Genomic DNA, 13,787 nt, shown 5'->3' with positions numbered 1-13,787 from the left:
CGCATAGAAGTAGGCGGCGAGGCCGAACTCGGTGTCGTTGGCGAGCGCGATGCCTTCATCGATCGTGTCGAACGAGATGATCGGCGCAACCGGTCCAAAGGTCTCTTCAGAGAGAACCTTCATGCCCTTTGCCACACCCGTCAGCACCGTCGGCTGGAAAAAGGTACCGCCCAAGTCCGAGCGCTTTCCGCCGACAAGCACCTTGGCGCCCTTGCCGACTGCGTCTTTGACATGATCTTCGACCTTCTCGAGGCCCGCCTCATCGATCAGCGGGCCGATCTGCACACCGTCATCCATGCCGTCTCCGACCTTGAGCTTGGCGGTGGCGGCAACGAGCTTCTCGGCAAACGCTGCGGCTACGCCGCTCTGCACGAATATACGGTTGGCGCACACGCAGGTCTGGCCCGAGTTGCGGCACTTGGCGATCATTGCGCCCTCAACGGCCTTTGTAAAATTCGGTGCAATAACCAGCCGATGAATTGGCCGGCTGGGTTTTCAGTTTTACCGGAGTAAAAACCCGCCACGTTTAAGTCTCTGGTCTTTGTTCTGGCCGGGGGCGGAGGATGTACGGGTTGGATTTGTAAAAGCGTGTTCGGATTGACGTTTTTCAGCACGGGATCAGCCAGCGGGAAGTTGCGCTTCGCCATGGCATTGATCGCGGCACCGTCAAGAAGATGCTGGAGCAGCCGCAGCCACCCGGCTATCGCCGCAAGACCACACCACGACGCCCTCAACTCGACCCGCACATCGACTTCATCGACCAGATCCTTGTGGATGACCTGGCCGCCCCGAAGAAGCAGAGGCACACGGTCCGGCGGATCCATGACCGGTTACGGGAAGAGCGCGGCTTTGACGGCGGATACACGACGGTCTGGGATTATGTGCGCCCGCGCCGGCAACAGATGAAGGAAGTGTTTGTTCCGCTGGCGCATCCGCCGGGCCATGCCCAGGCCGATTTCGGCGAAGCCTGGGTCGTCATGGATGGTATGCGCCGGAAGGTGCATTTTCTTGTTGTCGATCTGCCGTATAGCGATGCGATCTTCATGAAGGCCTACCCGGCCGAGACGGCGGAGGCGTTTTGCGACGGGCACGTGGCGGCCTTCGATTTCTTCGGCGCCGCGCCGCGGTCTGTCCTTTACGACAACACCAGGCTGGCAGTGGCGCAGATTCTCGGCGATGGAACGCGCAAACGCAGTGCCCTGTTCGATGCCCTGCAGTCCCATTACGTTTTCGAGGACCGCTACGGCCGTCCCGGCAAGGGCAATGACAAGGGAAAGGTCGAGGGCATGGTCGGTTATGCCCGGCGCACCTTCCTGGTTCCGATCCCGCAGGTGAGTGACTTCGCCGAACTCAACGCCATGCTGGAGGAGCGATGCCGCGAGCGGCAGGGCAAGGTCCTGCGCGGTCGTGACAGCTCGATCGGCAAACGTCTGACAACGGATCAGGCGGCCTTCATGGACCTTCCGGTCACGCCCTTCGAGGCCTGCGACAAGCGACCTGGCCGTGTCACCAGCCAGGCGCTGGTACGCTACAGGAACACCGACTACTCGGTTCCGGTTGCCCATGCCCACCGGGATGTCCTGGTCAAGGCATACGTGGATGAGGTGCTGATCGTATCGGGAGGCGATGAGATCGCCCGTCATCGACGCTCCTATGACGCCGGCGACTTCGTTTTCGATCCCTTGCATTACCTGCCACTCATCGAACGGAAGGTGGGCGCGCTGGATCAGACGGCTCCACTCCAGGGCTGGGACTTGCCGACGGAGTTCGCCACGTTGCGCCGCCTGCTGGAAGCGCGACTGAGCGGCAAGAACCGATGCGCCGCCGGCAATATGTACAGGTTCTGCGCCTGATGGAGACGTTCCCGCCGGCAACGGTACACGGGGCCGTGCGGGATGCATTGCGGCTGGGGACGATCAGCTACGACGCGGTCAATCATCTTGCGTTGTGCCGGGTCGAGCGGAAGCCGCCCAGGCTCGACCTGTCGGCCTATCCGCACCTGCCAGTGACCAACGTGGCCACGACATCGGCATCCAGCTACATGAGCCTGCTATCGGGAGATCCGCCATGACCACGGCCAATGAGGCACCGGACCTTCTTCTGCAGCATCACCTGAAGAAGCTGCGCCTTCCGACCGTCCTGCGCGATTACCAGAAGCTGGCCCGGCAATGTGCGGCGGAAAACGTCGATCACGTTCGCTATCTGGCAAGGCTGATCGAACTGGAACTCATCGGCCGCGAGGCGCGCATGGTGGAGCGGCGCATCAAGTCGGCGAAGTTCCTTGCCAAGAAGAGCCTCGAGACCTTCGACTTCGATGCCATCCCGGCGCTCAACCGGAAACTCTTACTCGACCTTGCCCGTTGCGAGTTCGTCGACAGGCACGAGAACATCATTGCTCTCGGACCCTCCGGCGTTGGCAAGACCCACATTGCCATCGGCCTGGGACTGGCGGCCTGTCAGCGCGGCATCAAGACCCGCTTCACAACGGCCGCGGCGATTGTGCATGAGTTGATCGAGGCCCGTGACGACAAGAAGCTTCTGCGTTTGCAGAAGCAACTCGCTGGGCACGAACTGCTGATCATCGATGAGCTCGGCTTCGTCCCACTGTCGAAGACAGGCGCCGAACTTCTCTTCGAGTTGATCGGCCAGCGCTACGAGCGCGGCGCCACGATCATCACGTCCAATCTGCCATTCGACGAGTGGACGTCCGTCTTCGGTGACGAACGCCTGACCGGTGCACTCCTCGACCGGCTCACCCACCATGTCCACATCCTGGAAATGAACGGACAGTCCTATCGCCTTGCTCAAAGCCGATCGAAACGCAAGCAGTGACCGTCACGACGCCGAACGCAGAAAGGGCCCCGATCGGGGCCCTCAGACTGCTGACAAACCCCTGGCATTTTCCGGGGGGTTGTGATTCCGTGGGTCATGTTGAAGAAACCTGGCCCTGAACAGACGGCTCTCGAGATGGTGACGCTTGACGAGTTGGTCCCGAAAGATCATCTGCTTCGCAAGATCGACGCTGTGATCGATTTCTCCTTCATCCACGACCGGGTTGCCGGGTTTTACTGCGCCGACAATGGTCGTCCTGCGCTCGATCCGACGCTGATGTTCAAGGTGCTGTTCATCGGCTACCTGTTCGGCATCCGCTCGGAACGCCAGCTTGTCCGCGAGATCCAGGTCAACGTCGCCTATCGCTGGTTTTTGCGGCTGAAGCTTTCGGATGTTGTGTTCGACGCCTCGACGCTCAGCCAGAACCGACGCCGGCGGTTCGCCGATCCGGGCGTGGCCCAGGACATATTCGATACAATCGTCGAACAGGCGATTGGTCACGGCCTTGTCGATGGCGCGGTGCTGTATACCGATTCCACCCATCTCAAGGCGAACGCCAACAAGAACCGCTACGACAAGGCAGTGGTCGCCAAGTCGCGGTCTGATTACTGGGACGATCTCGATCTTGCCATCGCGGAAGATCGCGCCGCCCACGGCAAGAAGCCGCTCAAGCCCGGCACGCGCGAGCCGGTGGAGAAAGAGACGAAGGTGTCCCGCACCGATCCGGAAGCGGGCTACATGGTGCGCGACGGCAAGCCGAAGGGCTTCTTCTATCTCGACCACCGCACCGTCGACGGCAAGCTCGGGATCATTACCGACACGCACGCCACACCGGCCAATGTCCATGACAGCATCGTCTATCTCGGCCGCCTTGATCGCCAGCGGGTCCGCTTCGGCCTGGATACTCGCGCCGTGGGGCTTGACGCCGGCTATGCCACCGCCGGCATCGCCAAGGGTTTGGAGGACCGCGACATTCTCGGCGTCACCGGCTACCGCAATCCCACGCCGCCGCGACCGGGCATGATGCGCAAATCAAAGTTCACCTATGACCATGAGCTGGATGGCTATCGCTGTCCCGGGGGGCAGGCGCTGCCGTACGCCACCACCGACCGGAACGGCTACAGGCATTACAGGAGCGACCCGGAGGTCTGCCGGACCTGCCCGCTTCTGGCTTCATGCACGACCAACGCCAAGGCCCAGCGCACCATCACCCACATGTCTGGGCTACTGTCCGCGAGCGGACTGACGCTCATCGCCTGACGCCGTGGGGCAAGGCGATCTACAAGCGGCGCAAGGAGACGGTTGAACGCTCCTTCGCCGATGCAAAGCAGCTTCACGGCCACCGATATGCGCGGCTCCGAAGTTTGTGGCGGGTCAAAGTCCAGTGTTTGCTTGCAGCCACCGCCCAGAACATCAAGAAGATCGCAATGGCCCTCACCAAAACCACGCAGTCCGCGCCCGCATAGGCTGGATAGGCATAGGTGAAGTCCCAAAACGCTCATTTGCAAAGGCGCGCAAAACAAAACCCCGCTAAAAAATTAGCGAGGTTTGTCAACAGTCTGAGGCCGCAGCATAGGCGGCCTCTTTTCTCTGACCAGAGCCTGACCAGGACCGACCTTGCGCGATGACCTATATTGTATGGAGACCATTGGATGGGAGCCGGACGATGAATATCCTGTTTGTCTGCACCGCGAACAAGCTGCGCAGCCCGACCGCTGCAGCGGTGTTTTCGGGGCGGGCGGATATTGCCGTTCGGTCGGCCGGTCTCGATCCGGAAGCGCCTTGCCGGCTCGATGCCGATCTGGTCGCGTGGCGGACAAGATCTACGCGATGGAAATCACCATCGCGAGAAGATAAGGAAGAAGTTCAAGAAGGCGCTCGGCACGACGCCGGTCGTCACACTCGGCATTCCCGACGAGTACGAGTTCATGCAGCCCGAATTGGTCGCGCTGTTCAAGGAGCGGTTGCCGCGCTACGCTGATTAGCTGCGCACGATCATGGTGATCACCATGATGATCGTCGTCATCATCGTCGGCGCCGACTTCGGCATCATGGGCGCCATGGCGGCGATGATGATCATCATGCCGATATTGGTGCCGATCGTGTCGGCGTTGTAGCTGCGGTGGGGCGCAAGCCCGGTGCCGGTTGCACCCCCCTTGGTCCCGCCCGGTGGGGCGGGATGGTGGTGAGATTCTAACTATTGCGTATCAGAAATACGTGAAAGTTAGAAATCCTTGACATTTGGGGCAAAAAATTATAACTTTCCCGTAAGTGAAATACGCGAAAGTTAGAAAATTGCTCTATCTCGTCGGCGAAAACCTCGACAAAACCCGTGCCCACTATCAGGCCGAAACCGGCAAGATCGTGCAGCTCATGCGCGGCATCTATGTCGATGCCGACGCCGATGCCGACGCTGATGTGCTCAGGCATGCGATCCGGATCGCCAACTATCTCTATCCGCGTGCCTATCTCTCCGCCGCCAGCGCCGTCCTGCTCGCACCGACCCGCGATGGCCGGCTCTTTATCAGCGGGCCGCGCAACCAGCGCACCCGGATCAGGACCCTGGAAATTATCCAGAACACTGCACCCGATCACCCGGCGGTTGCTTCTGCTACCGTCGATGATGGCATGGGAGAGTTCCGGACCAATGTCTCGTCCGTTCGTCAGCGCTTTCTCGAAGCCTTCCGGCTGCGCAGCGAACACGCTGCCTCGATCGATGAGGCGATGCGCGCCGACATCGCGCAGCGGCTGGTTGCCGAGTACGGCGATCCCAAAGCAGCCGCTGACGCCCTCTGGGCATTGGCTCGTGAAAACAAATGGTATCGCGAGGGCGAGCAAGCCGAGCGCTACCTGCTCCATACACCGGCTGAGATTGAGGTTCGTAACGAGGCGGCCCTCGATTTTATCGTCGCCTGGCATGGGACCCACATCGGGCATCTTATGTATGACGGCTTTGAATGGCGCTGGAAGCCGGACAAGGGCTTCGATTTGCCACTGATCCAGCAGCGCGTTCCCGGCAAGTTGCCGCCCTTCATTCTCTCTCTTTTGCCCGAAGGGTGGCTGGAGCGCGTCCTCAAGGAAAGTGACGAGCGCGCCGTACTGCGTTCGGGCAAGCGCTACATGTCGAATATCACGATCAGCACCAAGGCTGCCGATCTTGACGCCTTGCCCGCGGATGTTCTGGTCAGTCGTCTGGACGATTTCAAAACCGGCGGCATCTTCACCGGTACCTACGCCGGGCCGAGCCGCGGGGACATCGAGCAGAGCTTCGAAGAAAAGCTCGCGCGCCTTTACGCCAGCGCCGACACACCGCGACTGTCGGGCGTTCAGATCAAAGCGCCGATGTTCCTCGGTGAGGACGGTAAACTTGTTCCCGGTACCGGCCTGCCTTTTACGCACATACTCAAGCCTGCCGGGACCAGCGGGTTTCAGGCGCTGCCGGTGATCGAGTTTCTCGCCATGGCGCTTGGCCGCCATGCCGGGCTCGACGCGCCGCTGACGGCGTTGACCGCTATGCCGGACGGCATGCCGCCGGCGCTGATTGTCGAGCGCTTCGATATTCGCGCTTCTGCCGATGACACGCGGCGTCTCGCGCTCGAAGATTTGTGCTCGGTCCTCGATCTTCCCCCCGAAGCCAAATATGACGGCACGATCGAGCGTATCGCCCGCGCCGTTAGGCCGCTCTCGACCGATCCGGAAGCCGATCTGCTCCTCGTGCTCAAGCGCGCATTATTCGCCTGGATCATTGCGGACGGAGACATGCACCTCAAGAATCTCGCGCTGCTCAAGATTGCGCAGCCGAATGCGCGCAGCTTTGAGACCGTACGGCTCGCGCCGCTCTATGACGCCGTCACCACGGTCGTCTTTCCCGGCCTCGAACATGACCGCATGGCCCTGAAGATCAACGGCAAGGATAATCGCCTGCGCCGCGCTGACTTCCTCAAGATGGCAGCGACGGCGGGCCTGACTGCCACGGCAGCGAATCAAGCAATCGAAGACATGCTGGCAGGACTGCGCGCGGGCGTTGAGGCGGTCACTACTCCGGATGTTGCCGGCATAGATGACGACATTGCGGGCAAGGCCGAGCAGATGCTCGCGATTTGTCGCGAGCGCGTCGGCGCGTTCGAATGATGCTGGACCCAAGACGGCAAGGAGGCCGGCCCTGAGTAAGTATGACAAGCTGCAAGATTATCTGATCGCGCCGGGTCCGGAGTCCCGTCGTCTGCGCTTTGCCGAAATCGAGAAGATACTCGGCTTCGCGCTGCCGCGTAGCACGCGCAACCATCCGGCATGGTGGGCCAACGATCCGAACCCCAACCGGCACTCCAATGCCTGGCTTGCTGCCGGCTGGGAAACCAAAGATGTCGATCTTGGAGGCGAGGCGGTGACCTTCCGTCGCGCTCAGAATGCAGCCAAAGTTTTGCGCAGGCAGACCACCTCAAGAAGCCGGCCCGATCGTGCTGCCTCTCCAGACATGGTCGAGGATCTGCCCGATGCGCCCGAAGGCGATGTCCGGATCGCCATCGCGATGCAGTGGAAACGCCTCGGGGTTGTCGTAATCGACGAGGGGGACAAGCTGTCGTTTCCAGCGGCACCGCAGTTGCCGGCCCTTTACCGCCTGCGTCTGATCGGTACCGACGGTGTGCGCCATTATATCGGCGAGGCTGTAAATCTGCGCAGGCGGTTCGGCACTGGCCGGACGCGCCGTCCGATCAACCGGCTGCCCGCTCCAAGGGTCCGTGTGACCGGTGGACCGGCCGGCTGATGCCCCCGGCTCTCTTCTTTCGTGTCTTGAGAAACACTCTAGCGAAAGGAGACCATCATGAAACTGTCCGTTGTCAGAGGCTTTCGGATACTTGGGTGGTTTTCATAACTTTTCATAACGGAGGCTCTGGTCCGATTTCCGTTTCAGTTTAAGCGGCAGCGTATTGGTGCTGCAAGCGGCGTTTGTGGATGGTCTGCTTCTTGATCTCCTCTCTCATTTTCAGGATTGTCGCGCCTCGGCCATGATAGACGTCTGCCGGGGTCAGATTGCCCAGGCTCTCGTGATATCGATGGTGGTTGTAGTGTTCGACAAAGGCACCGATCTGCCTCTCGAGGGGTTACCGGGCAGGAAGTAGTTTTCCAGTAGATGCGATTCTTCAGCGTCTGGTGCCAGCGTTCGATCTTGCCCTGTGTCTGCGGATGATGCGGCGCACCGCGCACGTGCTCCATACCCTTGTCATCGAGATAGTCGGCCAGATCGCCTGCGACATAGGAAGAGCCGTTGTCGCTGAGAAGCCGGGGTTTGTGAACGACATTGGCATGATGACAGCCCGATGCCTGCAGGGCCAGGTCCAGCGTGTCCGTCACATCCTCGGCCTTCATGGTCGTGCAGAGCTTCCAGTCGATGATGTAGCGGCTGTGGTCGTCGAGGATCGTGCTGAGATAGAACCAGCCCCAGCCGATCACCTTGAGATAGGTGAAGTCGGTTTGCCAGAGCTCGTTCGGGCGGCTGGTCTTGTCCTTGAACTCGTCGGCGGCCCGGATTACCACATAAACCAACGCCGTGATCAGGTCTTTGGCCTTGAGAATGCGGTAGGCAGACGACTCGGAGACAAAATACCGCTTCTCGTTGGTGTATTTGACCGCCAGTTCCCGAGGCGTCAGGTCCTCGTGTTCCAGGGCGAACTCAGCCCGCTTCTGTCATGGTGACGGCGGGTGAAGGGTGTCTAGGCCATTCGATCTCTCCGTATTTGTCGCAAAATACAAAGAATCTGATTGCCGCCCTTCACTCACCCCCCGATACCTAACCGGCCATTCTTGGACAGACACTTAGAAGGCACTGAAAACACGCGGATCCCATCGAGGCCAGAAGCAAAAGAAACGCTTCGATAAAGGCCGGATAGATTCACGCATCCGATGCCGTTGATACTATCGTGAAATACACCTTGCGCAGGGGGCGTCCATAGATTCGCTCCATAATGGCTTCGATGAACCGGAAATCCTCCGTTGCTCAAACCCCAAAATTTGTCCGATGGATGCTGACGTCAGAAATTTGCCGCTGTCAACCTCGGCCTTCTTGACCCATTCATGCAGCGTCGCAGGCGAGCAGCCAATCTTGGCGACGATTGAGGAAACGGCCGCTCACCGGGACGGATGTTCGGCTTCGTGGTCCAGCACCATGCGGATGGCTCGCTGACGCACTTCAGGTGAAAATTTGTTCTTTGTCTTGCTCATATCGCATCCAATCTCTCAGAAGTTGGAGACTCCGGCAAATCCGGGGCGGTTCACAGCGAAATTTTGGCAGCGTTCACAAGGCGTTTAGCATCCGCCAACAGACCGCGTGATTCTTCACACCCACTGGATAGTCGGAACTCACCATATTGTAACTTAACATCATCGGTATCAGCCGGTTTGTTCAAAACAGCCTGAAACGCCTGTTGCTCAGCTCTGGCTGGAGCCGTGTTTTGTAGCAAAAATAGTAGAGATGAGCGTAACTACTCCCAGCAACGCCAGCCACATGAATATTCCGCCGCCAGAGCTTGAGACGAAACACAAAGAACAAAAGACGGCAAGTCCGCGTTGCCAATTTCTAAGCGGTTTGTAGAGCCATCCAACAGAAGCAGCGCAGCTGAATAGAATAGTCAGCAAAGCGATCAGCATGACAACCAGGATTTCCGTGAGCGTGCCGCGCAAGAGCATCGCAGGACGCAGGATCATTACCACTGGTATCAGCATGACGGGCGCCGCCAGCCTGAACGCAACCCACCCCACCTCTCCGGGTGGAGAGTTCGAGATGGTAGCGGCCGCATAGGCGCTCAGAGCTATCGGGGGCGTCACCATCGCCAGGATCGCGAAATAGAACACCAGCATGTGTGAGGCGAGCGGATCAAATCCAAGCTGGATCAGGGCGGGTGCAAGCAGGATCGCGGACATGATGTAAGCGGAAGTCGTGGGCATTCCCATGCCCATGAGGATCGTACCCAGAATGGTCAAAACAAGCGCAAGCACCACCGACGCATCGGAAACGTCCACAATGATCGATGTCAGCTTGTTACCCAGTCCGGTATAGGACACCACCCCAACGATAACGCCCGCCAGCGCGCAGGCAAGGGCCACCGGCATGGCGCGGGCTCCGACTTCGGCGGCTCCCAGAAGCAGTTCCCTTAAGGGTATCCTTGTTTGTGGAAACAGCGTGCCTACAACGATGACTCCTATTATGCTTTCTACGCAACTGTTAGGAATTGGATAACCGAAACTGATCCTTCCCGCGAGCCAGCCAAGAGGCAGCAGCAATTGGCCGCTATGCCTGAGCACCTGCCAGGGACTATCGATGTCAGTTGGGTCAGTTGCTCCGATACCAGACATTCTGGCTTGAAAGTGCACGGTCAAGAACATCGCAAAGAAGTAGAAGAACGCCGGCAAAATGGCGGCCACCACGATCTCGCGATACGGCATTTGCAGGAAGTCGGCCATGATGAAGGCCGCCGCGCCCATGACGGGCGGCACAAGCTGTCCGCCGGTTGACACCACAGCTTCAATGGCCGCGGCGATTCTCGGCTGGTACTTGCCGCGGATCATCAGCGGAATCGTGAACATGCCGGAGGTCATGACATTGGCGACGGCGCTGCCCGACACCAGACCGGTCACGGCAGATCCGACAACTGCGGCTTTTGCCGGACCGCCGGCGTAACGCCCGGTCAAGGCGAGCGCCAACTGGATGATCATGCGGCTGCCGCCGTAGACCTCGAATATGGTCGCGAATAGGATGAAGTAGAAAATGATGTTGACGGAAACGCCGAGCGGAATTCCCAGTAAGCCGTCTATGGTCATAAACTGCTGATCGACAAAGCCCGTCAAGTCGGTCTGTTTATGACCGAAGGGACGCGGGAGAAGGCCGCCCGCCAGCTGGTAGGCGACGAAGGCGCCAACCACGACTACCATTCCGACGCCAAGTTTCTTGATGGACGCAAACAGGAGCAGCGTTCCGAGAATGATCGCAACAGTGATATCCGCGAATTCCAGGTCGGCGAGACCTGCGTAGCGGGTAATCAGACGCTCCTGCTCGATCTGGTATATGATGACCGGCACCGCAGACAGTATAATGCCTGCGATGCCGATGATGCGGTTAAGGGCGGATTTGCTATTTGTTAAAAGGGCGAAAAACGTCGCGAGTCCGAAACAGACGTGTCCTGCGCGAATGACATAGATGCTGGTTTCGGGACGCAGCCAGACTGTGATCTGAAACGCAATCCACAAGAGGCCTATGACGGCGACAGGCGAACGCAATGATTGAATGGAGTCGTCTGATTCAGTGCGTGTGTCAGTGGTCGCCATCGTTCTACAGCTTTTCCGCATGTCTTCTTCGTTACAGCTATTTCAGCCAGCCGCGTTCGCGGTAGTACTTCTCCGCACCCGGATGCAGCGGCAGGTTCACGACTTCCGGCTGCCAGCCCTTGTTCGGATCGAACCCCGCCAACGCCTGATGCGCTGCGGCCAGTTTGTCGGCGTTTTCCACGATCGCCTTGGTTATCGTGTAGGCCAGATCGTCCGACATCTCCTCACTCACGATTACGGTGGTGGACGTGGTCGGCAGTTTCACATCCACCGACTGTCCCCTGAAACTGTCGGCCGGAAGCGTGCCCAGGTCGAAACCGTAAGTGCTTTTCATGGTTTCCAGCACGTCGTCTTCCGGTTGAAGAATCGTCACGTTGTTGTTTTCGGATATTTCGGTGATGGCGGGATGTCCGCGTGTAATGATCTGCGGCGTGGCGTCGACAACACCCGTCGGGAAGCTGTCCTTAATGGTGCCGAGCGGCATGGACAGGTAGGCGCCGCCACGTTCTTCCACCTCTTCTTCCGAAGCATTGGCGGCCGTCAACATGAGCTTGCCGGCAAAGGTGGCTACGCTGCCGCCGGGATTGGCGCCGATCTTGGCGTCGGGATTGACGGTTTCGAAATATTCCCGAAGACCTGTCCCGGGCTCTGCGTCAACCGCGGTTACTGTCAGGTAATAGGTGTCCAGTCCGCCGACCAGCGCGCGGGTTGTCGCGACCGGCGCATCATAGGCCACAGTTCCATTCGTCGCCCATTTGTTGGTCATTGCGTGGCTCAGAGCAATCTGCGCTTTGTCGGCGTCGATGAGCAGGGAGTTAACGACTCCGCCACCCAATGGCGTGGCGTCGACATTGGAGCCTTCCGGCAAAACATCACGTAGAAATTCCGCGATGGTGGAGGCGTACACATACCAACTTCCGCCAACAGAGAAGGACGCAAAGGTCAGATCAACTTCTTCTTGCGCCGAGGCTGGCGTCAGCAAGATTGCGCCGACAAATATCGTTGCAGAAAACAAACGTTTTGATTTCGAAATCATTGCATTTCTCCGGTTTCAGACGCTTGATCATTACACTTATTCTGAAATTTCACAATGCTTTCATTACAGCTTCACTTGTGTTACTACAGCGATGATGCCGGGATTACCCGGCTTGGATCCCAAAGCACTCACGAGTAACAAATGCACAACCCAAAGATAGACCCTCGCCCAACCACGGTTCCAGCAGAGCGCGCGTCGCTCCCTATCCAGTTCCAACTCCAGCACAGTCAGAGAGTAGTTTTGCGCGAGTTCCTGCTAAACCGAGTCCTGATTGCGGGTTTTGCTGGCAGAGATAGAAAAGCCACCCAGCACCATATCGATGAGCTCAGCGATATCGGCGTTTCACCACCATCCCGCGTACCGATGTTTTATGAGGTATCTCCTTCCCGCCTGACCCAGTCTCCGACTGTTGACATGATCGGCGGCAATTCCAGCGGCGAAGTAGAGTGCGTGCTTATAATGGATGGCGACGAGCTCTTTGTCAGTGTGGGCTCCGATCATACGGACCGTGATCTGGAAGCGTTTGGGATCATGCACTCCAAGCAACTTTGCGACAAGCCGATTGCAAGCCGACTGTGGTCCTACAAGGAGGTGCAGGACCATTGGGATCAGCTTGTCATGCGGTGCTGGGCGAATTTCGGTGGAGAAGCTTTCGAAATGTATCAAGAAGGTGCTATGAGCGAGCTAATGTCTCCTGAAACTTTGCTCGCAGAGCGGGATACGCGGAGTGATCCAATGCGCAATGGTGATTTGATGTTCTGCGGCACGTTCGGCGCCATAGGCGGTATTCGTCCGGCTGTCTCCTATCGGCTTGAGATAGAGGATCCGGTCCTTGATCGGAAACTTGGTCACACTTACAGCGTTTCAGAAATTGAATTGAGATCGTAGTGAGCAAAACTAAATCGTCTGCGTCAACTGCAAAGAGAAATACGACACCAATCGAGTGGCGTCCCGCCAGTCGCTCCGGGGAAACGTCACTGAATGATCAGGCCTATGAAATAGTCAAGCACAATGTCATTACGTGTGCTTACCAGCCTGGCCAGTACATCAATGAAACTCTGGTATGTAGTGATCTCGGACTGAGCCGCACGCCGGTTCATAACGCGTTCAACAGGCTAAAGATCGAGGGACTTATTGAGATGATTCCGCGCAAGGGAATCATCATCAAGCCCATCTCGATGAATGAAATTTCCGATGTGGCTGAAGCTCGCCAGGTCAACGAAACGTCCTGCGCGGCAATGGCTGCGGATCGCGCGACCCGTGAACAGATCGAACGCATGAAGCAATTGCTGAAGCTGTCGGAAGAAGCGGCGCAGGACCGTGACGTCGAGCAGCTAATGTTGCTGGACCGGGATTTCCATTCGGAGATTGCAGCAGCTACCCAGAACAGGATCCTCGCCGATGTGTCCAGACAATTACAGGAAAAATCCCTCCGCGTCTGGTTCATTTCTCTGAACAATATCGAACAGTTGCGACGTGTACAGTCAGAACATGAAGCTATATGCGAGGCGATTGCCGGACGCGATGCTGAAGCAGCGCGCGTGGCAATGGAAGACCACATATCATCCTTCCTGTCGAATATTTCAAAGAGTATTTGAGC

At 58.3% G+C, this 13,787-nt stretch carries 10 protein-coding genes and 4 pseudogenes; 8 read left to right on the top strand and 6 right to left on the bottom strand.

Annotation, left to right across the window (positions count from 1 at the left end):
* Positions 1-444 (bottom strand): annotated as a pseudogene (locus tag AAFN47_RS26270) (aldehyde dehydrogenase family protein); the annotation flags it as partial.
* Positions 426-647 (bottom strand): hypothetical protein, encoded by a 222-nt coding sequence (locus AAFN47_RS26265; RefSeq protein WP_499812194.1) that lies wholly within the window; start codon positions 645-647, stop codon positions 426-428. The pseudogene AAFN47_RS26270 and the gene AAFN47_RS26265, both read right to left, overlap by 19 nt.
* Here AAFN47_RS26265 and istA point away from each other — a divergent pair.
* From istA to AAFN47_RS26235, 6 genes and pseudogenes are all read left to right on the top strand, one after another.
* Positions 597-2,071, top strand: a pseudogene (gene istA, locus AAFN47_RS26260) (IS21 family transposase). The gene AAFN47_RS26265 and the pseudogene istA sit on opposite strands and share 51 nt — an antisense overlap.
* Positions 2,068-2,832, top strand: coding sequence for an IS21-like element helper ATPase IstB (istB, locus tag AAFN47_RS26255; RefSeq protein WP_499812187.1), 765 nt, complete (start codon positions 2,068-2,070; stop codon positions 2,830-2,832). Before istA ends, istB begins: the two are co-directional and overlap by 4 nt.
* 96 nt (positions 2,833-2,928) lie before the next feature.
* Positions 2,929-4,298 (top strand): IS1182 family transposase gene (locus AAFN47_RS26250; RefSeq protein ID WP_499812186.1). Its coding sequence is split into 2 segments (ribosomal slippage): positions 2,929-4,045 and positions 4,045-4,298, totalling 1,371 coding nucleotides; the frame shifts between segments, so codons are not numbered across the junction.
* A 279-nt stretch (positions 4,299-4,577) separates the two neighbouring features.
* Positions 4,578-4,817 (top strand): hypothetical protein, encoded by a 240-nt coding sequence (locus AAFN47_RS26245; RefSeq protein WP_499812185.1) that lies wholly within the window; start codon positions 4,578-4,580, stop codon positions 4,815-4,817.
* A 310-nt stretch (positions 4,818-5,127) separates the two neighbouring features.
* Complete coding sequence (locus AAFN47_RS26240) at positions 5,128-6,963, top strand: type II toxin-antitoxin system HipA family toxin (RefSeq protein ID WP_499812184.1); 1,836 nt, start codon at positions 5,128-5,130, stop codon at positions 6,961-6,963.
* Positions 6,893-7,597 (top strand): DUF7662 domain-containing protein, encoded by a 705-nt coding sequence (locus AAFN47_RS26235; RefSeq protein WP_499812183.1) that lies wholly within the window; start codon positions 6,893-6,895, stop codon positions 7,595-7,597. Before AAFN47_RS26240 ends, AAFN47_RS26235 begins: the two co-directional genes overlap by 71 nt.
* Positions 7,598-7,745: 148 nt before the next feature.
* Here AAFN47_RS26235 and AAFN47_RS26230 read toward each other — a convergent pair.
* From AAFN47_RS26230 to AAFN47_RS26215, 4 genes and pseudogenes are all read right to left on the bottom strand, one after another.
* Positions 7,746-8,499: pseudogene (locus AAFN47_RS26230) on the bottom strand (transposase); the annotation flags it as partial.
* A gap of 369 nt (positions 8,500-8,868) precedes the next feature.
* Positions 8,869-9,051, bottom strand: a pseudogene (locus AAFN47_RS26225) (transposase); the annotation flags it as partial.
* 207 nt (positions 9,052-9,258) lie between these two features.
* On the bottom strand, positions 9,259-11,151 hold the full coding sequence (locus tag AAFN47_RS26220) for a TRAP transporter permease (protein WP_499812182.1): 1,893 nt from the start codon (positions 11,149-11,151) through the stop codon (positions 9,259-9,261).
* A 37-nt stretch (positions 11,152-11,188) separates the two neighbouring features.
* Positions 11,189-12,187, bottom strand: a complete 999-nt coding sequence (locus AAFN47_RS26215; RefSeq protein WP_499812181.1) for a TAXI family TRAP transporter solute-binding subunit — start codon at positions 12,185-12,187, stop codon at positions 11,189-11,191.
* A gap of 240 nt (positions 12,188-12,427) precedes the next feature.
* Between AAFN47_RS26215 and AAFN47_RS26210 the strand changes: the two genes are divergently transcribed.
* Positions 12,428-13,075, top strand: a complete 648-nt coding sequence (locus AAFN47_RS26210) for a DUF2848 domain-containing protein (protein ID WP_499812180.1) — start codon at positions 12,428-12,430, stop codon at positions 13,073-13,075.
* Positions 13,075-13,785 (top strand): GntR family transcriptional regulator, encoded by a 711-nt coding sequence (locus AAFN47_RS26205; protein WP_499812179.1) that lies wholly within the window; start codon positions 13,075-13,077, stop codon positions 13,783-13,785. The genes AAFN47_RS26210 and AAFN47_RS26205 overlap by 1 nt, the downstream gene beginning before the upstream one ends.
* Positions 13,786-13,787 lie beyond the last annotated feature (2 nt).

The organism is Hoeflea sp. CAU 1731, assembly GCF_039888615.1.
Classification (GTDB): domain Bacteria; phylum Pseudomonadota; class Alphaproteobacteria; order Rhizobiales; family Rhizobiaceae; genus Flavimaribacter.
Note: the sequence above shows the minus strand (reverse complement) of the source record. Positions and strands in the feature narration are given on the sequence as shown.

Excerpts from the sequence above, each read along its gene's own strand:
- istB (WP_499812187.1), top strand. The coding sequence starts at position 2,068 with ATGACCACGGCCAATGAGGCACCGGACCTTCTTCTGCAGCATCACCTG.
- AAFN47_RS26265 (WP_499812194.1), bottom strand. The coding sequence starts at position 647 with ATGGCGAAGCGCAACTTCCCGCTGGCTGATCCCGTGCTGAAAAACGTC.
- AAFN47_RS26220 (WP_499812182.1), bottom strand. The coding sequence starts at position 11,151 with ATGGCGACCACTGACACACGCACTGAATCAGACGACTCCATTCAATCA.
- AAFN47_RS26215 (WP_499812181.1), bottom strand. The coding sequence starts at position 12,187 with ATGATTTCGAAATCAAAACGTTTGTTTTCTGCAACGATATTTGTCGGC.
- AAFN47_RS26235 (WP_499812183.1), top strand. The coding sequence starts at position 6,893 with ATGACGACATTGCGGGCAAGGCCGAGCAGATGCTCGCGATTTGTCGCG.